This is a genomic window from Acidobacteriota bacterium, from assembly GCA_040754075.1.
Lineage (GTDB): Bacteria > Acidobacteriota > Blastocatellia > UBA7656 > UBA7656 > JBFMDH01.
The window spans coordinates 80,352-100,983 of sequence record JBFMDH010000028.1 but is presented as its reverse complement, the minus strand read 5'-3'; the positions used below and the strand labels follow the sequence as shown (position 1 = coordinate 100,983).

Below are 20,632 nucleotides of genomic sequence, written 5' to 3'. Positions count from 1 at the left end.
TGAACAGTTTCTGGAGATGATTATTTCAAAGTTAGCTCTGGAGCCAAGTTTGATAAAAAATCATCCTGAATACGATTCGTTACGAAATTATGCGGTTATTGCCGCTTAGTTTTGTCCGAACCATTGATCATGAAGAAATTAAGAAATTAGCTAGTGATCAGGTTATCGGCATTTTAACCTTGTTTTAATTTATCTAAATTTTCTGCCCACGCTACGAACAATGAAAATCATAATTCCCCTTTCACTTTGCTTAATCCTCGTTTGCGCGCAGGTCATCGCGTCCAATCAAAAATCAGCCGCGCCGTTTTATGAAGCGGAAATTATTTTCCCGCTCGAACACTGGCACAATCACGCCTCGTGCATCGTTGAATGTCCGAACGGCGATTTGCTGGTTTGCTGGTTTCACGGTTCGGGCGAACGCACCGCCGATGATGTCAAAATCGAAGGCGCAAGGCTTCGCAAAGGCGCGCGCGCGTGGAGTCCGCGATTTACTATGGCAGACACGCCAGGCTACCCCGATACCAACTGCACCATGTTCATTGACCCGATGCGGCGTTTGTGGCTGTTGTACCCGACCATCCTCGCCAATCAGTGGGAAACCGCTTTGATGAAATACAAAATTGCCAGCGATTATCAAAGAGACGGCGTGCCGCGCTGGATAGTCAACGAAGTCCTGCACATCACGCCCGGCGCGGAATTCGAGCAAACCGTCAACGCATTCCTCAACGATTTTGAACCGCAAATCAATGCGTTTCCCGAACTGTTGCAAAAGCGCGCGCGCGACCTCGCCAGCGAAACCCGCAAACACGCCGCTGATAAATATTTTCGTCGAATGGGCTGGATGACGCGGGCGCACCCTTTCGTTTTGGATGGCAAGCGGCTCATTGTGCCGCTCTATTCCGACGGCTTTTCATTTTCACTGATGGCAATCACTGACGATTGGGGCGCGACCTGGAAGACCAGCACGCCGCTTGTCGGACTTGGCAACATTCAACCGAGCATCGTCAAAAAACGCGACGGGTCGCTCTATACATTGATGCGCGATAACGGTCCCGCGCCAAAACGTCTGCATCAGGCGACCTCAACCGACGAAGGTATGACGTGGAGCAAAGTCACAGATTCGGATATTCCCAATCCCGGCGCGGGCGCAGAAATCATCACTCTGCGTAATGGACATTGGGCGTTGATTTATAACGACACGGAAATCGGTCGCCATAGCCTCGCAGTTGCCATCTCCGATGATGAAGGCAAGACCTGGAAATGGAAACGCCATCTCGAATACGACGCGCCGGGCGCAGAAGCGGGCGCTTATCATTACCCATCCATCATTCAAGCCCGCGACGGTTCACTACATGCTTCGTACAGTTATCACCTCAACAAAAAAGATATTGGTAACGACAGCGACGGCAAACCCGCGAGAAAGACCATCAAACACGCGCACTTTAACGAAGCCTGGGTATTGGCAGGCGACGAGAAGTAAGAAGGGGAGAAGGGGAGAAAGGGACAATCGTACTGTTTTACTTTCTCCCAGATGGTAAAACCCAAGAGGTTGGATTGTTAATCATCGTGACTAAAATAGCGATTATCTCGTCATAAACTTTGAATAAAGAAACGGCTGTAGCTCTTTCCAAGTAGTCACAGCGCACAGCAAATTCAAGCCAAGTTTGTGTTTCGGCAGACTCTGCTTCTGAATCGTTCAATTTACTGACAAACGCTGCTTCATATCTTCGTTTTCTCCACGCCTCGGCAAGGTTAGCGCAAACAGAGCGTGATGCTCTACGGATTTGATCGGTTAAAGAATAGGTTTCTTCTTTTGGGAATTTTTTACTTATTTCAAAAATCCTCATAAAAGCTTCAAATGCTTTTTTGTAAACATCCAAATCCTGATGCCGGATAATTTTTTCACTCATTAATTGCGCCTCATAACTTTCAAAGTGAATTCCCCCCCTTCTCCCCTTCTCCCTTTCTCCCCTTCTCCCTTTCTCCCCTTCTCATTTCCCGTGTCGCGCTTTCCAGGCTTGCACGTACTTTGCCGCTTTGGGATTGGCTTCGTTCCATTTCGGCTCTTGCGGATTGTTGGCAATGGTCAACACGGCAAATGCGATGGTGCGATTGATTTTTGCCATGTTGTCGAAATCCACTTTATCCCAGTGGTCGCTGACTTTGTGATAGTCGGGGAAAATATAAGCGACGCTCACGGTATGCGCGGGAACGCCCTGGTCGGCTAAAGCTTGATTATCGCTTGCGCCGAAAAAGCGGTCGCTATTGACCGGGTGTTTAAAAATTTTCACACCGGTCGCTTCACCGGCTTTCTGCAAAAGGGTTCCGACTTCGGAAAAATCGAATCCGGTCACCGCAGCCGCGCTCACTTGCGCGCCTTCGGTGTCGTCTGTACGTCCGACATGTTCCAAATTTATATTGGCAACCGTTTTTTCAATCGGGAAAATCGGATGCGCGCCATAATAACGCGAACCCACAAGCCCGCGTTCTTCACCGAAAAAAGTCATAAATACCAAAGTGCGTTTCGGGCGCGTTTTCATCGCAGCGAATGCCGATGCAAGCTCTATCACCGACACCGTACCGCTGCCATCATCATTTGCGCCATTGAAAATTTTGTCGCCTTCGAGATTCGCGCGAATGCCTAAATGGTCGTAATGCGCGGTGATTAAAACATAAGTGTCTTTAAGCAGAGGGTCAGCGCCGCGCAGAATGCCGATAACATTGCGAACTTTGGTTGGTCCTTCGGTCGTGGGCGTGGCGTTCGGATTTCGCGCTTTCAGCAATTCATTCCAATCGGCGGTCTGGAAATAGCCGTCATCGCCTGCGGGTTCAAGCCCGGCGCGACGAAATTGTGCGGCGATGTATTCGGCGGCAAGGTCAAGCCCGCGCGAAGGCGTGCCGCGACCTTCGAGTAAATCCGATGCGATAAACGACAGATGTCCGCGCAAAGAGTTTGCGGAAATCTGATTCATCAGGCTTTGCGCATCAGGCGCTATTTTAGTTTTTTGCCGTGCCGCTTGTTGTGCGGCAACCGGCGCAATCGTCAAAGTGATGATGATGACAATGGCAAAGAATGTTTTAGTACGTGAATAAACGTGCATTCGCTGGTTAGCCTCCAAAATTTGTCTTGCTGGATTCCTAAAGTTTACTTGAAGAAAATATCGACGTAATCGGTGACCTGGTCGCAAGGGTTGTCCATCTCCTGCATGCGCCAGTAGCGGCGATTGCCTTTGATGGCAAAGGTCAACTCGCCTTCGCGTTTGCAGATTTCGCCTTGGTTGATGTGGCTGACGCGCATTTCCACTGTGCCGGTGAATTTGAATTCGCTTGCCGTGACTTCGGTAATCACGCCACGCATCTTGAGGTAATCGCTGCCCTTTCGCGCTTTCTGTTCGCCGGTGATGAATAAGCTGCCGCGTTTTTCGCTGACAATCGCTTTGCCGAAATAATCCCAGCTAATCCACTGCAAAGAGAAGCGGTGCGTGCCGAGCAGCATCTGTTTCGCCTTGGCGCTTTTGACAACGGTTTTCGGTACATCTTGCGCGAAGGCGCTCAGGCAAATACCGGTTAAGAACAACAGGATTGAGAAAAATATTTTTAAACGATTCATGGCGGTCTCCGCCGATTGCATACGTTGCAACCGGAATTGAAGTTTGACCGGATTATCTACCGGCAGGATTTTCGCCGTAAAATTTCCAATTGGTTTTATAATCGCGCGCCAGTTTCACGTTCATCAAACTGGCTCTCACCATTTCAATCGGCATACTGTTGTTTTTCAAAATCGCATCGTGAAATTGTCGATTGGTCAGCTTGTTCGTTTCCACCAACTCTTTTCTGAGCGATTTGATTTGCATGCCGCCGAGCAAATATGCCGCCTGATAAAGCGGTCCGTATTCGCCTGCAAACGACCGGCGCACTTCCGCTGTCGCATTGTCGAGTTCATGCCCGACACGCTTGACCAGCAAATTAACGCATTCCTGCGGCGTCATCTTTTCGAGATGGAAACTGAGCGAAAAAATAATTCGCGCGCATCTGTGCATACGCCAGAACAGCATGCCGATTTTATTTTCCGGCGTTTTCGCAAACCCTCTATCCCACAAAATCAACTCCCAGTAAAGCGCCCACCCCTCGCCCCAGAACGGCGTTCCAAAAATACTGCGATAGGGTTTGTAACGGTCGCGCATAAAGCCTTGCAGGTGATGCCCGGGAATCAATTCGTGATGCACGGTGGCACGCGAAAAATGAATATTGTTGCCGCGCATACTCATCATCTTGGCTTCGTGCGCCATAGTATTGGTCGGATAGGAAACCTGAATCATTTCGCCGCCCAGGAAAAACGGACTGACGAGTTGGCGTTCGGGCGTCATCATTTCCATGCGCCAGGTCTCTTTGGCAAGCGGCGGCACGGTGACGAGGTCATTTTTTTCAACATAGTCAATCGCTTCGAGCGCCAGTTGCTTGACCAGTTCGGGTTGTTTGCCGGGTTCAACATATAAGGTCTTTACATGTTCCAGAGCTTTGTGCCAATCGTCGCCGTAACCGAGTTCGCGCGAAGCTTTTTTCATTTCATTTTCGCACCAGTCCAATTCTTTATTGGCGATGGCGATTAACTCTTCGGGAGTGTAAGGAACCATTTCGTATTCGAGTTCGCTCATCAAGGCTTCGCGTCCGATAGGGTCGCCGATAATCGTTTCTTTGTCATCGGCTTTGACGCCCACCACTTTTTCGCGCAGGAAACCCGCGTACTCTTCGATTGATTTATCAAGTTGTTTGTAAGGTTCCGCGACCCACCAGGTAAACATCGGGTCGTAGCCGTTGTGAAAAGTAAACCAGTTTTTCAAAGTATTGCGCAGTGCCGCAAGCGTCACCGCAGCGCGATTGGCGACTGTCTTTTTCACCGGGATGTTTTCTTTATTGGCTTTGATTGCGGCATCAATCGTCTTACGTTTTTCGACGACCTGTTTTTGCAGGTCAGTAAACAGCGCAGCCGTCTTTTGACCGTTGACCGGTTCAAGGCGGCGACGCGCATCTTCGAGCGCCATAATCGTCGCGCCGAAGGGAATGAGCGATTCGATTTCGGCAAATTGTTTGACGCGAATATCGACCTGACGCAGTTCGTGTTCGAGATGATTTTTAAAGAGCACATAATCGACTTTGCCGTCCTGACTCATGGCGTCGAAATTCTGACGAGCGATTTCGGCAAGCCAGTCGGTATAAAATTTGGTCATCTTGGCGCGTCGGGCTTCGGAGTTTTGCACATTGTAGAAGCGATTGAGGCTGCTGCGGTCATCCGCGTAGCGTTCAATCAGCGGGCGCATTTCACTATTTGAAGTATCGTAATCATTGGCGACAGGCGCGGCAGGGTTTGCGGCTTTATGGTTTTTGCCATCCGCAGCCAGAACTTTTGCAGTCATCATCGTTGATGATGAAACCATCATCGCAATCATCAACAGTACAAAGACCAAACGAATTCGCGGTTTATTCATGGTGAATCCCTCTCGAAAAAGGATGTTTGGGAAAACCCTTCCACTGATAGTTGAAGCGGTGAAAAGAAACAGATGCAAGATACCGAACAAACCCCGTTTCCGTCGAGTCAACACGCTGTTTTGCGCGAAAGTTTTTGCTATAGTTTTTCCCCTGACGCAGTGATTTTTTAGAAAAGGGTTGAAAAACGGTTAAAAGCTCTGCGGAGCTTGGGTTTATCACGCCGGGAAATAATTTGAGTATCACAAAAGATGTCATCATCATTGGCGGCGGCGCGGCGGGATTGTTTTGCGCCATCGAAGCGGGTAAACGCCGTCGCCGGGTGTTAGTCGTCGAACATAACCCTGTAGTCGGCAAAAAGATTTTGATTTCCGGCGGCGGGCGTTGCAATTTCACCAACCTCTACACCGCGCCGAAAAATTATCTCTCCGCTAATCCGCATTTTTGCAAATCGGCACTGGCGCGCTACACCCCGCAGGATTTCATCGCGCTGGTCGAAAAACACCGCATCGCTTATCACGAAAAGAAACTCGGACAATTATTTTGCGACGGCAGCGCCCAGCAAATTATCAATATGCTCCTGGATGAATGCCGCTTTGCCGGTGTCGAAATCGGTGTGGGCTGTCGCGTCACTGGCGTAGAAAAATCCGCCCATTCGTTTATCATCGAAACCTCGCAAGGTCGCGTTGAAAGCGCGTCGCTGGTCATCGCTTCAGGGGGACTGTCGATTCCCAAAATCGGCGCAAGCGATTTCGGCTATCGCCTCGCCCGCCAGTTCGGACTCGCAATTCAAGCGACGCGCCCGGCGCTTGTGCCACTCACCTTCGCGCCGCAAAAACTCGAAGCCTTGATGAATCTGAGCGGCGTATCGGTTGATGCCATCGCGCGTTGTAACGCCGCCGAATTTCGCGAAAATCTGTTGCTCACGCATCGGGGACTCAGCGGTCCCGCGATTTTGCAAATCTCTTCCTACTGGCAACCGGGCGACACAATTGAAATCAACCTGCTGCCCGAACTCGATGCCGAAAGCCTGTTACTGGATGCGCGAACCAGCGACCTTCATCTGGTCAATCTGCTCTCGGAACATTTGCCGCGTCGTTTTGCGCAAATGTGGTGCGAGCAATTCGCGCCGTCGCGCGCGATGCGAACTTATTCAAACGACGAACTCACAGCCATCGCGGGGAAACTCGCGCACTGGCAACTCACGCCGGACGGAACCGAAGGTTATAAAAAAGCCGAAGTCACAGCAGGTGGCGTTGACACTCGTATGCTTTCATCGAAAACCATGGAAGCGCGTGAGGTTGCCGGGCTTTATTTCATCGGCGAGGTCGTGGATGTCACAGGGCAACTGGGCGGATACAATTTTCAATGGGCGTGGGCATCGGGTTTTGCCGCAGGGCAGCACGTTTGATGACCTGAAATAAAAGTTTTGAACTCAAGGCTGATAGCAGAGTAAAATCTGCTTGGTTTCAGCAGCCAGACGCTAGAATTTTTCGGCAATCTTAATCAGGCAGTTTCAGCAACGTGGTGAATTGGTTATGCGACACCGATTCATGTTTCTCTTTTCATTTTTACTGGTCGCGCCATTTGCCTTCGCAGCAAAACCGGCGGCAGGGTGGAAACCTGTCACCCCCGAAGATTTGCGCCTCACTGCCAAAGACCTGGGCGATGCGGAAGCCGACGCCGCGATTCTTTTCCGCGAAGGCGTGCTCAATGACGATGACAACCAGGGCACCAGTCTTCGCCTCTACATCCGCATCAAAATTTTCAATGACCGGGGGCGGCGTTTTGCAGACATTGAATTGCCTTACAAAAAAGAACTCGGAAAAATCACTGACGTCAGCGCCCGCACCATCAAACCCGATGGCACGATTATCGAAGTCGCCGACCGCGATATTTTCGATAAGTTGATTTTCAAAAGCAGCACGCGCACCGAACGCGCCAAAGTTTTCACTCTATCGGGCGTCGAACCCGGCACGATTATCGAATACCGCTATCGCCAAACTTACCCACAGGGCTTTCGCTATTTTGCCTTCGATTTACAATCCGAACTGTTCATCAAACAACTCAGCTACACCATTCAAACGCCGTTTATGACCAATGCGGATGTGCGCTGGGTAACTTTCAATGTGAAGGATGAAAAACGCTTTCATCCCGCCTGGGACGGTGCCTTTAAAATCAATGTCGAAGATATTCACCCGTTCAAACGCGAGCCGATGATGCCACCGGAACTTGCTGTGAAGATGTGGGGCTGGCTCTACTATTCAACCGAACTCGAACAGAAACCCGAAAAATACTGGCGCGATTATGCGCGACGCATGTATTACCGCGCGCTCGGTGAAACCACGCCGAGCAAAGCGATTCGTCAGGTGGTGGCAAGCATCACCAATCCGACCGATAGCCCGCAAGATAAACTCGCCAAGCTTTACAAGTATGTGCAAAACGAAATCCGCAACCTTGGCGATAAAGACAAAGCCGATGACGCAGACCCGGAAGGCGCAGAAAGCAGTGAAGACTTTAAGAAGAACGATACCGCCGATGACACCTTGAAACGCCGGTATGGCACGCCGCGCGAAATCAATCGGTTGTTTGTGGCAATGGCGCGAGCCGCAGGATTTGAGGCGCGCGTGATTGAACTCGTCACCCGCGACGAAAACCTTTTTCACCAATCGTTCACCGATGCCTTTCAATTCAATGGTGAAGCGGCAGTGATTATCAATCGCGACGGCGCTTTGCAATTTTTCGACGCCGGCACCGCATATTGTCCAGCGGGGTCGCTGGCGTGGGAAAAAGAAGCGGTGACGGCTCTGCTGTACGGCGATAAAGACTGGCGCTTTGTCGAAACTCCTGTAAGCGATGGCGAACGCAATAACGAAGACCGGAAATTGCGCGTCACGCCGTTTGCCGATGGTCGCGTCGAAGTGCAGGTTGAATCGAAAGTGACGGGTCTGAGGGCGCTTGAACTGCGCAACGAATTGCAGGGACTCACCCGCGAAGAACAGCGCAAGCGGATATTGTCGGCGGCGCGCGACCGTTTGCCGTCGGCGACGATTAACGAATCATCGGTGACGATTTCGGATGCCGTGAAACCGCCGAGCGCGTTAAGCGAAGCCTATCATCTCACCTTGCCGCAAGCCGCGACGGTGACGGAAAAGCGGTTGTTTTTAAAACCGGCATTGCTGACGCGGCGCGATGAAAATTTTTTACCATCAGCGACTCGCGCCAATAATTTGCGGTTTCATTTCGCCTGGTCAGAGAGCGAACAGGCGGTGATTGAAACGCCTGATGGTTACGAAATTGAACAGGTGCCCGAAGCCATCGAAGTTGACATCGGCGCGGCGCGTTACCAGGCGAAATTCACCCGCGCAGGCGACCACATCATTTACGAAAGAAAATTACTGGTAAACGGCATCAACTTCACGCCGAAACAATATGCGATTGTTAAAACTTTCTTCGACCGCGTCCATCAATCCGACCGCGCCTTGATTTCCTTCAAGCAGAAATGATGCGAATGAAATCCATTCCCGGTTTCACCGCGCTCGAATGAGCGACGAATTGTTTATCCCCCAGTGTTTTATGAATTGCCTTTCTTTTCCGCAATGAGGCGACACGCGGCAACCAACCATTGCTCCATAATGCCTCCGGCTCTTACAGATTGCCATTGGGTTTCGGGGGCAGGTTTTTCTACATCTAACGGTTTGCCTTTGCTATCGAACATCAGCGTCTCAAACACACGATATTTTCTCTCTTCGCAAATGAAATCTATGGTTTGAATCAGGCTCCGATATTTGAGAGTTTGCCCTTTCGATACCGGTTCAGATTTTGCAAGTTCAAGGCGAAACCGAACGCGCCCACTGAACGATGTGCTGAATGTTACGTTGGAAATATCAAGACTCACGATAGAATCTTCGTAAGTGGCAATGCGCTGCCATTTGGTTTTTTCCTGAGCTTGGACGAATGGCACCAATATGAAAAAGAGAAGTCCACCACCTATTAATCGCATTCTGCTACCCTCGGAATCGAAATTCTATGCTGTCCAATTTTGAATTGGCTTTGGCTGCGGTAAATTCGCTTTTAGCTGTACTCGCGTACAATGCGAAATCAGGTTGGGCTGGACAGGCAAATGATAATGGAATTTCGTATGACGAACAAAATCAATTTCCTGGTTAGCGGGTTTGCTATTGCGAGCAACATCTATTTCATATTCTTCCTGGACTATTCTTGTTCATACATTCAGCCTAATCATCATCCCGGTCGCGTTTCGTTTTGCCAGCCGCCGGGTTAGCATCTTGATTCGCTCTTCCTTCACCTTCGCGTCGGTGTTCCGCTTCATCAGCATTGCCGCTACGATGGCAGTTCACGCAGTTCTCATAGTTGCGAATTCCTTCTTCCAGGTGCTCGGCGGCGATATTTGCCGGTGTGTGTTCGTGACAACCATAGCAGGTGTATTCGGAAAAACTTTTGGTATTCACATGACAGGTGTTGCACGTTGAAGGGTGATTGCCATCAAATCGAAAGTAAGCGGTATGCTCGAAGGTCGCGCCGCGCCAGTTCGTCGTCGAATGGCATTTCGCGCAGTCATCACCAATCTGTTGGTGTAAAGGGTCAGCGGGTTTGTTTTTCTGGTGGCAGAAAACACAACTGTTCTGCCCTGCCAGCCGTTGATGATCGAAAGAGACAACGCGCCAGCCGGTCGTTTGATGACACACCACACATTGAGCGCCAACCTGTTGATGCAGGCTGTCGGCGGGCTTTTGCATTTGGTGGCAGGAAGCGCAGTTATTCTTTGCGGCTTCCTTCAAGAAGTTGTGTTTAAACTTCTCTGTCGCTCGCTTTCCCCTTGCGCTCGTGTGAAGGGTGTGGCAACCCGTGCAATCGGAATTTGCGAGGCTTTGATGGAAAAGCGATTTCCCGGCGCGCGCGAGCGCAACGCCGGTAGTGGTGATGCGCCCGATGTCGGCGGGCTTATGACAAAATATACATTTTTCCGCAGTCGCTCCCTGTAGCGGGGTGTGACAGGCAAGACAATCCTTATTCAATCGCTGATGCGCGTTTGACAGAACTCCCGGTTTGATTGCCCAGTTTGGATAGGCAAAAATAAAGGCGAGCGAAAAGACCAGCGTGCTGATGATTGCAATTAACGATTTCATTTTACCACCGCCAAAACAGCAGGATTGCCAGAATGTGCAGAATTGCCAGGGTCGCAAATATCGTCGTAATCGGGATATGAAAAGCGCGCCAGTTCTTCATCAAATCAACGGAGATACTGTCAAGAAACAGGCGCTTTTCAATCTCTTCCATGCCGATGCCCTGCTGGCGCAAGGCTTCCTGCCGCCACCTCAGTTTTTCCCTCGCCTCTTTGAGGAGAAATTTGCCTGTGAAGCCGCTCGCCACCACCACAAGCATCAACACAATAGCCAGCCAGGGCAGAACCGCGTTGAAATGCACGCCCGCATGGACGAGGATCAGGAGCACGCCCGCCCAACTCAAATACTCGTGGACATCGAGCAAAGTTTTGGGCGAGCCAACTTGCAGGATTTTGCGCTTGCGCATCGAGTAGGCAAACGAGCAGATGATGAACGCTGTGCCGAGGATGCCGAAATAGCGCCCTATCCAGGACAGGTTCGCGCGGTGCAAGACAAAATCCAGCGCGATTGCTGAAGCTACCAGCAAGACATACCCGGAGAACAGAGGAAGGACCCGTTTGACAAACAGAGAGTGCCGCATACTTTTTAAATCTCCTGCATGGCGACTGACTAACTTTTCTCAAGCCGAAAATCAGTCATCGTCATCACCATGTTTCGCCTCGCCCTTTTGAGCAGGCGGCGCTTCATTGGTGTTCGCTTGCGCGTTGCCGCCGTTGGTTGTGACCATTGCCCGCACGCCCAACTCATGAACCAAACGCCCGCCCTGATGCGCCGTGTTAGCCAGAACCAGCGCGCCCGCAAGGTAAAACACCAGAAAGGCGATGTTGAGAATCATTGAACTGGCGCGTCCCAGATTCTTTTTTAGTAGCGCGGGCAGAAAAAGCATGGCGGCGAAGATGATGGTCAACGCAGTGAAAGTCGTCCGCGTGGTTTCTGCCAGTTCTTCGTGCTGTTCGAGCACGTTTTCGACGTTCACCATGCGCTCGGCAAGTTCGCCCGCCGCCTCACCCGTAGATGTCGCAACGAACACGGCAATGGTGCCGATGATCATCAGCACCAGGGCGGAAAGAAAGAACCCTTTACTATACTTTGAAAGCGTCAGACCGAGGATGATCAAGATCGGCGCAATCAGCAGGAGCGCGATGGGAAAATGTACAATTAACGGATGCAGTCCATCCCAACTGGGAATCGGTGGAAATACGTTCATAATTTACCTCCAGAACAGATGAGAGAATTTGTTTAACCGGTCACATCCCGCTTTTTATCGGTCTTCACCTTGAACGATAAAGACCGATGAAAAGCAGGCAGCGACCAGGTTGTCATCAGCTTACCAGTTCAAATTGCTCGCGTGGCGAAAAGCAAGAGGGACACTTCTCGAAGTCCGGATCGGTCGTGGTGAAACCGCACACCGGACAGACATAGAATCCTTTCGCTGGCGTTTTCCAGGAAGCCAGTTCGGCACGCGCTTCGGAATAAAGTCTGGCATGTTCGGCTTCCGCAGACCTCGCAAGGTTAAATGTCCGAACTGCTTCTTTCAGGTTGTCTTCGCGAGCCTGCTTGAGAAATTCAGGATACATGGTGTCGCGCTCATAGGATTCACCTTCGACGGCGGCTTTGAGATTCTCGGCAGTAGAGTTCACTTCGGGCGTTTTGATGTCCGCTTTCGGTGTGCCGCCGAGTTCGTTAATCACCTTTGCATGATTGTTGGCGTGAATCTCTTCGGCGCGGGCTGCCGCCCGGAAGAGACTCGCAGCTTTGGCATATCCTTCGGCATCCGCTTTTTTCGCAAACGCCAGATAACGAGTGCGAGCATTGCTTTCGCCGTTATACGCGGCAAGCAGATTCTCCATCGTTTTCGATTTACTTCCCGCGACCGCCTCCGGCGCGCTGACTTTTTTATCTGCTGCGACCTTTGCAGAGCACCCCGTATAAAGGGCTGCGACCAAAGCAAGCAGCAGCAGTCCGAGAGTTCTTTGGCTGTATGACATCGGCACAATGTTCATTAAGAAACCTCCTGATAATAATCGTGCGTCAACTTGAGCTGACGCTTTACCATTTGGCAATGGCTGTGCCTTGGTTGGAAAAAGCGCGCGCGGTTTGTTTACAGGATTTAGCGAAGTGATGATTGAAAGGCGACGGTTAGGCTGTCAAAAAATTCGGACAACCAACCGGTCATCTGTCAAAAAACTTGAACGGAAATCAGGAAGCCGACGAGAGACAGTTATCAGGAATCTGTGAGGGCATATTTTTTCATCTTGTAGGCGAGGTCGCTGCGCGAGATGCCCAAACTCCGCGCCGCTTCGGCTTGAACGCCATTGGCTTCTTTTAAAGCTCGCGCAATCAATTCGCGCTCGGTGTTCTCAAGCATTGCCCGCATATCGAAACTTGCAGGCAAGGATGCCATCCAGCGCTGCAAAAGATCAGCCGATGGTTTCTCCGCATCTTCGCTTACAGGCGGGCTGCCTGTGGGATTGATGACAAAATCATCAGAGGCAAGTTCCGCGCCTTTCGCAAGAATGCAGGCGCGTTCAATCAGATTGCGAAGCTCTCTGATGTTGCCCGGAAAATCATAATGCGCCAACCTTTCGATTGCTTCATCACTGATGCGGCGAAACGGAATCTTCAAATCGCGGGCTACCTGTTTCATCAAATGTCCGATCAGCACCGGTATATCTTCGGGACGTTCGCGCAGTGGCGGAATTTCAATTGGCACGACTGCCAGGCGATAATAGAGGTCTTCGCGAAACCAGCCTTCCTTGACGCGCTGCTGCAAGTTTCGATGGGTGGCAACGATGATTCGCACATCCACTTTTCTAGGAGTTGTCGCCCCGACGCGCAAGACTTGCCCGTCGGTCAACACTCTTAACAGTTTCGCTTGCAGCGGCAGCGACATCTCTCCGGCTTCATCAAGAAAAAGCGTTCCGCGATGGGCGGCTTCAAACAACCCTTGACGCGCGCGGTCTGCTCCGGTAAACGCGCCGCGTTCGTGTCCGAAGAGTTCGCTTTCGAGAAGCGATTCGGGAAACGCTGCGCAATTGACTGCGATAAAGGGCGCGGCGGCGCGATGGCTGCCTTTGTGAATCGCCCTTGCCACAAGCTCTTTGCCGGTTCCCGTCTCTCCGGTGATGAGCGCAGTCGCGTCGGTCGGAGCCACCCGCGCAATCCTCTCTTTTACTTCATGAATAGCGGCGCTGTTACCAAGGATGTCGTCGTCGAAAGAGAGCCGTTTGACTTCGCCTTTCAACCGTTCATTTTCGCGCAGCAATTCGGCGCGTTCGGAGGCGCGTCGAACAACGGCGCGGACGACTTCGGGAACAAAAGGCTTGGCAATGAAATCGAAAGCGCCCTGCTTCATCGCTTCGACGGCAAGCTCGACCGTCGCAAACGCCGTCAACATCACAACAGGCATATCGGGGTCGGCTTCTTTAGCGGCGGCAAGAACCGCCAAGCCATCTCCGTCCGGCATCTTCTGATCGGTGATGACCAGATCGAGCGGCGTGGATTTGAGGAGCGCCAGAGCTTGTCTTGCGCCTTCCGCTTCCGTAATGGCATGACCATCCTCTTGCAGGATGACCGATAAAATACGTCGCATGTGCGACTCATCATCAACGATTAGAATGCGCGCCATTGGATACTCCGCCAGGTTTCGATGAAGAGAGCCGCGCGGCGTCTGGAATGGCGAGAAGAAATCGCACACGTCCGGTCTCGTTGATAGCCAGCGAAAGCTCGCCGCCGTGAGCGCGGGCGATGTTGCGCGCTATTGCCAGACCCAGTCCAGTCCCTTCGGGTTTGGTTGTAAAAAACGGCTCGAATATCCGCGCCTGAACTTCACTGCCGACCTCTGTGCCGGAGTTTTCCACGTAGATATTCAATTCATGGTTTGAGCCAGCGCGCGCGCCAATTATCACGTTGCCATTTTGCGGCGTCGCTTCGGTTGCGTTCAATGCCAGATTGAGCAGCGCCTGCTGAATCTGAAAATCATCAATCGTTGCCATCAAATCAACCGGGCAATCAACCTCCAGGTGAATGGAGGCTTTGGCGGCGCGGGCTTTCACAAGGCTGGCAATGTAGTGAAGCGTCGTTCCCACCGACACAGGCTTGCGTTGTGGCTCTTTGACGCGGGCGTAAGCCAGAAAATCGGTGGTCAATTTTTCAAGTCGCGTGGCTTCCTGTCCGGCGATCTCGAACATCTCTTCGCGCAGGTTGTGATTGGCGCTCGGTTGCCTTGCCATAGCAAGCGAGCTTGAAATCATCGCTACAGGATTGCGGATTTCGTGCGCTATGGCGCTCGATAATCGTCCCACTGCCGCGAGTTTTTCTTCGGCGACAAGCAGGTCTTTGGTGCGATGAAGTTCCGCGAGACTGCGCTTGAGGGCAGCTTGTTCATGGCGCAGGTAACCGACCAGCAACCGGACGACGAGCGCAATCACGATAAAAATAAGCGCCACCGTCGCGGCTTCAAAATACTCTGAGATGTCGGTGGGAGGACGCCTTTTGAAATACAACCAGACCTGCAAAAAGGTGAGCGAAACGGCGACCGCGACAACGCCGAAGGTTCCCACAATCCCGAACCGGAAAGCCGCCGAGATAATCGGCAGCACCATCAGCACCCAGTAGTGACTATCGGCGAGACCTCCGAGATTGGAAGCCAGAAAAGCAAACGCCAGATTAATTAAGATTGAAAATTGCGAATAAGCATTTGCGACTCGCGCAGACAGCGGGGCTTTCAGACTTTGCAGCCAGAATAACTCAAAGACCTGTGAAAGAAATCGCGCGGTCAAGACCAGAAGAAGAAGTTTTGAAGGCGCTCCAAGTAAGGAAAAGAACAGAATGTGAACCAGGAAAAGCGAGGCGAGCACCGCAAGATTCAATAAGATGAGAGAGGACTCTTGCTTTCTGAACACTTCAAAATCGGACAAATGGCTGGCGATGGAACGCAAGGAAAACAGGCTCAAAGATTTGATGCGACTGCGCAACGTCATAACAAAATCTCCGTATCGGGCGAGAGGGATGTTTGCAACTGTAGTTGATAAAATGATTTTGCCAAATCGCAACTACAAAGGTTATCCCCGAAGTCAAATATGATACACCAATTGATGACCATTTGAACCTGCTATCAGTTTGGGTAAAAAGCCGGTAAGAAAATTCGCATAAACGTCGCGGTGTTCACGAATTTGGCAAGTGAATTAACTTCAGATTACTTCCACGCGATGCGAAAGATGAAAGCCTGTGAAACCAGATTGTTGGAGACCTGGTTAAAATTGAAGCATTACGCGCTTTTGCCGAAAGCCGGCGGGCGTTTTTCAATAAATGCCTGCAAGCCTTCCCGGGTGTCCGGGTGGTGAAGCAACATCTCAAGGCACAACGCATCGGCAGCGTTAAATCCTTCGGCGAAATTTTTATCCAAGCCTTGCCGTATGGCGCGTTTCGTTAGCTTCACCGCATCCGGGCTGAGCGCGGTTAATTTTTTAGTGACGGCTTCCACTTCACTTTCCAAATCGCTATCGGCAACCACACGATTAACCAGTCCCAGGCGTTTTGCATCACGCGCTGTAATCGCATCGCCAATGAGCAGCAATTCAAAAGCTTTTTTTGCGCCGCACAATTTCGGGAGCAAAGCTGCGGCAACCGGCGGCAAGGTCGCAAGTTTGATTTCCGGCTGTCCCAGTTTGACGCTTTCGGCGGCAATCACCAGATCGCAAAAGAGCGCAACTTCACAGCCGCCGCCTAACGCTACGCCATTGAGCGCCGCTAAGGTCGGAGCCGCTATCTCAGACAATAAATCAAAAGTACGATGAAACGTTGCAAGCATCTCTCTGGCTTTATCCGGCAGATGCTCCGCGACATCAACGCCCGCCGAAAACGCTTTGCCGTTTCCGGTAATGATGAGCAATTTGAGCGCGCGGTTATCAAGCACCGCTTCAAGCGCGTGATTGATTTCATTCAACATCTCGATGTTGAGAACATTAAGCGGCGGACGATTAAACGTCAATTTCACCACCCCATCGGTGTTGGTTATGAGCATGTTTTGGTATTTTTCGGTCATGGTTTATCAAACTCCAGTAGCGCTTCACAACACCATTTACTGAGATTGAGCAAACGGTCTATGACCGCGTTGTTCGCTAAAGCTCAACTCATTGCTTATCAAATTTCTACAGGCGCAAATCGCGCAGTGAAGTGGCGCAGGTAAGGCGCTTGCTTGATGATGCGATAACCTGGAATCGCTTCGCGTCGCCTGTGAACTTCGAGTATCGCTTCAATCACATAATCAATGTGGCTTTGCGTATAGACGCGATGCGGAATTGCCAGACGCACCAATTCCATCGCCGCAGGTTTTTCTTCACCGGTTTCGGCATCGGTCTCTGCGTGCATCACCGAACCGATTTCGCAGGCGCGAATCCCCGCTTCACGATAGAGTTCAACCGCCAGCGCCTGCCCCGGATAGGCAAGCGGCGACAGATGCGCGAGCATCGCTTTCGCATCAATGTAAATCGCATGACCGCCGGGCGGTTGCACAATCGGCACGCCCGCTTCCGTTAAATGTTGTCCGAGGTATTGAATCGAAGCAAAGCGATAGTTGAGATAATCTTCGTGCAGAACTTCTTCGAGACCAACAGCAATCGCTTCCAAATCACGCCCCGCAAGCCCGCCATAAGTCGGAAAGCCTTCGGTTAAAATCAACAAATCTTTTTCCTGCTGCGCCAGTCGCTCGTCGTTGGCGCATAAAAAACCGCCGATGTTCACCAAGCCGTCTTTTTTGGCGGACATGGTGCAGCCGTCGGCATAGGAAAACATTTCGCGGGCAATCTCTAAAACGGATTTATCCGCGTATCCCGGCTCGCGCAATTTGATGAAGTAAGCATTTTCGGCAAACCGGCAGGCATCAATGTAGAGCGGAATGTGATGTCGCGAACAAATGGCTTTCACGTCGCGCAGATTCGCCATCGAAACCGGTTGTCCGCCGCCCGAATTATTGGTCACGGTCATCATTACCAGCGGAATGCGCGAAGCGCCGACGCGATTGATTAAACGTTCGAGCGCCGCCGTATCCATATTGCCTTTGAAGGGATGATAGACCGCCGGTTGATAAAATTCGGCTATCGGCAAATCAACCGCTTCGCCGCCGACATATTCCACATTGGCTCTGGTGGTATCGAAATGCGTGTTGTTGGGAACCACAGAGCCGGGTTTGCACATCACCGAAAAGAGTATGCGTTCGGCGGCGCGACCCTGATGCGTGGGAATCACCTGTTTGAAACCGAAGATGTTTTGCACGACGGATTCAAAGCGATAGAAACTGGCGCTTCCGGCGTAAGACTCATCGCCACGCATCAACGCAGACCATTGCGCGGCGCTCATTGCCGCCGTGCCGCTATCGGTCAGTAAATCAATGATGACATTTTCGGCGTGAACTAAAAACAGGTTATACCACGAGGCTTTTAAAATGCTTTCGCGTTCATCACGCGAAGTCATTTTGATGGGTTCGACGACTTTGACTTTAAATGGTTCAATGATGGTTTTCATAAATATTGCTGCGGCTATCTTGCCCAATCCTTTTCTAATTCTTTGGCAAGCTGTTCGTACCTGGCATAGGCATCTGCGCCAAAACGTGACGCCACTTCTGCAAAATCTTTATTGAGCGAATTGAGCGCATCGTTACTGAGCACGTTTCCCGAGATTTTGAACAGCACATTGTCTTCTTTGTAAATGTGAACGCTGAGCAGTTCGAGGTATTGCCGAGCCGCCGTGACGAAATCATTTGCCGCGCCGGCGTTTCCGTCAGCATAACTTTGCGCCGCTTGATGCATCTCGGCAACCAACTGCCGCCCGAGTTGATGTTCATAGAGCATTACGCCAATGGGTCCGCCCTGGCGCGGCACGCCGTATTCTTCAAGCGTCGGAAAGAGATGTTGCTCTTCTTTTTCGTGATGAAAGCGGTCGGCAAAGGTGCGGATGAAATCAACAATTTCGCTTAGCGGCTGGGCAGGAATTGTTTCTCCGCGCTCGATTCTCAAACAGATACCGTCAAGCGCGCGCAACACGCATTCGATGATGCGATGTTCGCGGCTAAGAATTTCCATTGGTGTGGTCATGGTTTACTCGCTTTCGTGTATAGATGGTTTGGTAATCGCGCTGCATTACCAACCGGCAATCATCGCAATCTTCGTCGGACTCAATGAGGCGCACAGGTTCTGCAAACACCTCGAAGCCCAGTTGCCGGTAAAGCGCGATGACTTCTGCGGCGCGCGCGGCGTCGGCAACAAAGCGGCGTTGCCAGCCTTCGCTTGCCAGTTCCGCTTCACGAGGATTTTCGTGACTCACGCGCCGACTCTCACGCTCAAGCAAAATCAGTTTCAGGTTTTGTTGGTCGCTATCCATCATTTTCCGTTTCGCGCAATTTCCGCAATCGTTGATGCCCTAAAATCGCCGCGCCCAGCGCCGCTGTAAATTGCACCATATCGCCTTCGGGCACATTGACTTCAGCCTGCAATTGTTCGCGCACGACCCGCGCCATGGTTTCAAAACGCAGAATGCCGCCAATCAAGGTGTATTCGGGCTGCATCTGCACGCGCTTCATCAACTGCACGGAACGATCCACAAGCGAAGCAATCGCGCCGTGCATAATATCTGCGGGGGCGCTGCCGAGTGATAGTTGATTGATGACTTCCGATTCTGCAAACACCGCGCAAACGCCTGAAATCGGCACCGCCGTTTTTGAAGTCGCCACCAGCGGTCCAATCTCTGCGGTCGAAAATCCCATATAACGCGCGGTCTTTTCTAAAAATGCGCCGGTTCCGGCGGCGCATTTATCGTTCAAGCGAAATGATTTCACCTTGGCGGTGTCATCCAAACGGCTGGCTTTCATGGTTTGCCCGCCAACATCCAAAATCGTGCGGGTGTTGGGAAACAAGCAGGTCGCGCCGCGCGCGCTCGCCGTCAGGTCTGTGACCGCAACATCGCAAAATGAAACCAGGTGACGCCCAAAACCTGTGGCGACCACATAATCGATATCGCTTTCCTGCAAACCGGCTTGCGCTAAAGCTTCGTCAAACATACGCCGCGCGGTCTCCGCCAGTTTGAAGCCCGTGTTCGTCAAAGCGCGACTCATCACCTGATTTTCGCTGCTTAAAATCAACGCTTTCGTATAAGTCGAACCTATATCAATACCGGCTGTGAATGTCATCGCTTTGCCTCCGCTATTGCCGACGGGGCGCGTTTGAGTCGTATGTGGTCAAGAGCAAAGAGCGCCGCTCCCAATGCGCCCATAAAATGCGAATCGTCGCTGACGTTCACCGTCAAACCCAAGCCTTTGTTGAGCGTTTCAATCATGCCGATGTTGCGCGTCACGCCGCCCGTGAAAGTGATTTCCTCTTCAATGCCGACCCGTCGCAACAGACCAATCGAACGTGAAGCAATGGATTGATGAACGCCGAGCAGAATGTCTGCAATCTTTTTGCCTTTGCCAAGCCACGACAAAACTTCCGACTCGGCAAAGACCGTGCACGTGGTGCTGATACGCACGGGATGTTCGGCTGTGAGCGCGACGCTGCCGAGGTCATTTAACGGAATGTCGAGCGCCGCTGCTGCTGCGCCTAAAAATCTGCCGGTTCCCGCCGCGCATTTATCGTTCATGCAAAAATCAATAATCTCGCCCGTCAAACTGACGCGAATGGCTTTGGTATCCTGTCCGCCCATATCGAGCACCGTGCGTGTGCGCGGAAACATCTCGACAGCGCCGCGCCCGTGACAACTGATTTCCGTCACCTGGGCGTTGCCAAAGGTCACGCGATAACGCCCATAGCCGGTGCCAATGACATACTCGACCTCTTCTTCCTGAATCCCGGCGTTGGCAAGCGCCTCAGCAAAAGCGTCTTCGGCAGCCAACACGACATTCGCGCCGGTGCTTATCAAAGCGCGCCCGACAATCTCTGCGCTTTCGTTGATGATGACGGCTTTGGTTTGCGTGGAGCCGACATCCACGCCTGCTACATAAGCCATAA

At 51.5% G+C, this 20,632-nt stretch carries 20 protein-coding genes; 3 read left to right on the top strand and 17 right to left on the bottom strand.

Features of this window, described 5'->3' with window-relative positions:
• Window positions 1–220: 220 nt before the first annotated feature.
• The gene (locus AB1757_24225) at window positions 221–1,480 is read left to right on the top strand and encodes an exo-alpha-sialidase (protein ID MEW6130165.1); all 1,260 of its coding nucleotides are present in this window, start codon (window positions 221–223) and stop codon (window positions 1,478–1,480) included.
• Window positions 1,481–1,517: 37 nt separating this feature from the next.
• Here the strand turns inward: AB1757_24225 and AB1757_24220 are convergent, their stop codons facing one another.
• The 4 genes from AB1757_24220 to AB1757_24205 all read right to left on the bottom strand — a co-directional run bounded on the left by AB1757_24220 (window position 1,518) and on the right by AB1757_24205 (window position 5,486).
• Window positions 1,518–1,910, bottom strand: a complete 393-nt coding sequence (locus tag AB1757_24220) for a four helix bundle protein (GenBank protein ID MEW6130164.1) — start codon at window positions 1,908–1,910, stop codon at window positions 1,518–1,520.
• 81 nt (window positions 1,911–1,991) lie between these two features.
• Window positions 1,992–3,101, bottom strand: coding sequence for a M28 family peptidase (locus AB1757_24215; protein ID MEW6130163.1), 1,110 nt, complete (start codon window positions 3,099–3,101; stop codon window positions 1,992–1,994).
• A 44-nt stretch (window positions 3,102–3,145) separates the two neighbouring features.
• Complete coding sequence (locus tag AB1757_24210) at window positions 3,146–3,610, bottom strand: hypothetical protein (protein MEW6130162.1); 465 nt, start codon at window positions 3,608–3,610, stop codon at window positions 3,146–3,148.
• A 52-nt stretch (window positions 3,611–3,662) separates the two neighbouring features.
• On the bottom strand, window positions 3,663–5,486 hold the full coding sequence (locus AB1757_24205; protein MEW6130161.1) for a DUF885 family protein: 1,824 nt from the start codon (window positions 5,484–5,486) through the stop codon (window positions 3,663–3,665).
• Window positions 5,487–5,725: 239 nt separating this feature from the next.
• Between AB1757_24205 and AB1757_24200 the strand changes: the two genes are divergently transcribed.
• Entirely contained in the window at window positions 5,726–6,895 is a 1,170-nt protein-coding gene (locus tag AB1757_24200) for an NAD(P)/FAD-dependent oxidoreductase (protein ID MEW6130160.1), read from the top strand.
• Window positions 6,896–7,022: 127 nt separating this feature from the next.
• On the top strand, window positions 7,023–8,990 hold the full coding sequence (locus AB1757_24195) for a DUF3857 domain-containing protein (protein ID MEW6130159.1): 1,968 nt from the start codon (window positions 7,023–7,025) through the stop codon (window positions 8,988–8,990).
• Window positions 8,991–9,058: 68 nt separating this feature from the next.
• Here AB1757_24195 and AB1757_24190 read toward each other — a convergent pair whose 3' ends face one another.
• The 13 genes from AB1757_24190 to AB1757_24130 form a co-directional block, all read right to left on the bottom strand.
• Entirely contained in the window at window positions 9,059–9,487 is a 429-nt protein-coding gene (locus tag AB1757_24190; GenBank protein MEW6130158.1) for a surface-adhesin E family protein, read from the bottom strand.
• A gap of 235 nt (window positions 9,488–9,722) precedes the next feature.
• The gene (locus tag AB1757_24185; protein MEW6130157.1) at window positions 9,723–10,634 is read right to left on the bottom strand and encodes a cytochrome c3 family protein; all 912 of its coding nucleotides are present in this window, start codon (window positions 10,632–10,634) and stop codon (window positions 9,723–9,725) included.
• 1 nt (window position 10,635) lies between these two features.
• Entirely contained in the window at window positions 10,636–11,211 is a 576-nt protein-coding gene (locus AB1757_24180) for a hypothetical protein (GenBank protein MEW6130156.1), read from the bottom strand.
• Window positions 11,212–11,262: 51 nt separating this feature from the next.
• On the bottom strand, window positions 11,263–11,838 hold the full coding sequence (locus AB1757_24175; GenBank protein ID MEW6130155.1) for a DUF2231 domain-containing protein: 576 nt from the start codon (window positions 11,836–11,838) through the stop codon (window positions 11,263–11,265).
• A gap of 115 nt (window positions 11,839–11,953) precedes the next feature.
• Window positions 11,954–12,634, bottom strand: coding sequence for a ferritin family protein (locus AB1757_24170; GenBank protein ID MEW6130154.1), 681 nt, complete (start codon window positions 12,632–12,634; stop codon window positions 11,954–11,956).
• A gap of 221 nt (window positions 12,635–12,855) precedes the next feature.
• Complete coding sequence (locus AB1757_24165; protein ID MEW6130153.1) at window positions 12,856–14,259, bottom strand: sigma-54 dependent transcriptional regulator; 1,404 nt, start codon at window positions 14,257–14,259, stop codon at window positions 12,856–12,858.
• A complete protein-coding gene (locus AB1757_24160; protein ID MEW6130152.1) occupies window positions 14,237–15,613 on the bottom strand; it encodes an ATP-binding protein in 1,377 nt (458 codons plus the stop codon). The genes AB1757_24165 and AB1757_24160 overlap by 23 nt, the downstream gene beginning before the upstream one ends.
• A 287-nt stretch (window positions 15,614–15,900) precedes the next feature.
• Window positions 15,901–16,677, bottom strand: coding sequence for an enoyl-CoA hydratase/isomerase family protein (locus tag AB1757_24155; GenBank protein MEW6130151.1), 777 nt, complete (start codon window positions 16,675–16,677; stop codon window positions 15,901–15,903).
• A gap of 98 nt (window positions 16,678–16,775) precedes the next feature.
• A complete protein-coding gene (locus tag AB1757_24150) occupies window positions 16,776–18,155 on the bottom strand; it encodes a tryptophanase (GenBank protein MEW6130150.1) in 1,380 nt (459 codons plus the stop codon).
• A gap of 14 nt (window positions 18,156–18,169) precedes the next feature.
• Window positions 18,170–18,724, bottom strand: a complete 555-nt coding sequence (locus AB1757_24145) for a hemerythrin domain-containing protein (protein ID MEW6130149.1) — start codon at window positions 18,722–18,724, stop codon at window positions 18,170–18,172.
• Window positions 18,699–19,013, bottom strand: a complete 315-nt coding sequence (locus AB1757_24140) for a hypothetical protein (GenBank protein MEW6130148.1) — start codon at window positions 19,011–19,013, stop codon at window positions 18,699–18,701. Before AB1757_24140 ends, AB1757_24145 begins: the two co-directional genes overlap by 26 nt.
• Window positions 19,003–19,815, bottom strand: coding sequence for an acyl-CoA dehydratase activase (locus AB1757_24135; protein MEW6130147.1), 813 nt, complete (start codon window positions 19,813–19,815; stop codon window positions 19,003–19,005). Before AB1757_24135 ends, AB1757_24140 begins: the two co-directional genes overlap by 11 nt.
• A complete protein-coding gene (locus tag AB1757_24130) occupies window positions 19,812–20,630 on the bottom strand; it encodes an acyl-CoA dehydratase activase (protein MEW6130146.1) in 819 nt (272 codons plus the stop codon). The genes AB1757_24135 and AB1757_24130 overlap by 4 nt, the downstream gene beginning before the upstream one ends.
• Between the last annotated feature and the right edge of the window lie 2 nt (window positions 20,631–20,632).

Excerpts from the sequence above, each read along its gene's own strand:
- AB1757_24140 (MEW6130148.1), bottom strand. The coding sequence starts at position 19,013 with ATGATGGATAGCGACCAACAAAACCTGAAACTGATTTTGCTTGAGCGT.
- AB1757_24160 (MEW6130152.1), bottom strand. The coding sequence starts at position 15,613 with ATGACGTTGCGCAGTCGCATCAAATCTTTGAGCCTGTTTTCCTTGCGT.
- AB1757_24190 (MEW6130158.1), bottom strand. The coding sequence starts at position 9,487 with ATGCGATTAATAGGTGGTGGACTTCTCTTTTTCATATTGGTGCCATTC.
- AB1757_24215 (MEW6130163.1), bottom strand. The coding sequence starts at position 3,101 with ATGCACGTTTATTCACGTACTAAAACATTCTTTGCCATTGTCATCATC.
- AB1757_24130 (MEW6130146.1), bottom strand. The coding sequence starts at position 20,630 with ATGGCTTATGTAGCAGGCGTGGATGTCGGCTCCACGCAAACCAAAGCC.
- AB1757_24150 (MEW6130150.1), bottom strand. The coding sequence starts at position 18,155 with ATGAAAACCATCATTGAACCATTTAAAGTCAAAGTCGTCGAACCCATC.
- AB1757_24155 (MEW6130151.1), bottom strand. The coding sequence starts at position 16,677 with ATGACCGAAAAATACCAAAACATGCTCATAACCAACACCGATGGGGTG.
- AB1757_24165 (MEW6130153.1), bottom strand. The coding sequence starts at position 14,259 with ATGGCGCGCATTCTAATCGTTGATGATGAGTCGCACATGCGACGTATT.
- AB1757_24210 (MEW6130162.1), bottom strand. The coding sequence starts at position 3,610 with ATGAATCGTTTAAAAATATTTTTCTCAATCCTGTTGTTCTTAACCGGT.
- AB1757_24135 (MEW6130147.1), bottom strand. The coding sequence starts at position 19,815 with ATGACATTCACAGCCGGTATTGATATAGGTTCGACTTATACGAAAGCG.
- AB1757_24170 (MEW6130154.1), bottom strand. The coding sequence starts at position 12,634 with ATGAACATTGTGCCGATGTCATACAGCCAAAGAACTCTCGGACTGCTG.
- AB1757_24225 (MEW6130165.1), top strand. The coding sequence starts at position 221 with ATGAAAATCATAATTCCCCTTTCACTTTGCTTAATCCTCGTTTGCGCG.
- AB1757_24175 (MEW6130155.1), bottom strand. The coding sequence starts at position 11,838 with ATGAACGTATTTCCACCGATTCCCAGTTGGGATGGACTGCATCCGTTA.
- AB1757_24185 (MEW6130157.1), bottom strand. The coding sequence starts at position 10,634 with ATGAAATCGTTAATTGCAATCATCAGCACGCTGGTCTTTTCGCTCGCC.
- AB1757_24220 (MEW6130164.1), bottom strand. The coding sequence starts at position 1,910 with ATGAGTGAAAAAATTATCCGGCATCAGGATTTGGATGTTTACAAAAAA.
- AB1757_24205 (MEW6130161.1), bottom strand. The coding sequence starts at position 5,486 with ATGAATAAACCGCGAATTCGTTTGGTCTTTGTACTGTTGATGATTGCG.
- AB1757_24145 (MEW6130149.1), bottom strand. The coding sequence starts at position 18,724 with ATGACCACACCAATGGAAATTCTTAGCCGCGAACATCGCATCATCGAA.
- AB1757_24180 (MEW6130156.1), bottom strand. The coding sequence starts at position 11,211 with ATGCGGCACTCTCTGTTTGTCAAACGGGTCCTTCCTCTGTTCTCCGGG.
- AB1757_24195 (MEW6130159.1), top strand. The coding sequence starts at position 7,023 with ATGCGACACCGATTCATGTTTCTCTTTTCATTTTTACTGGTCGCGCCA.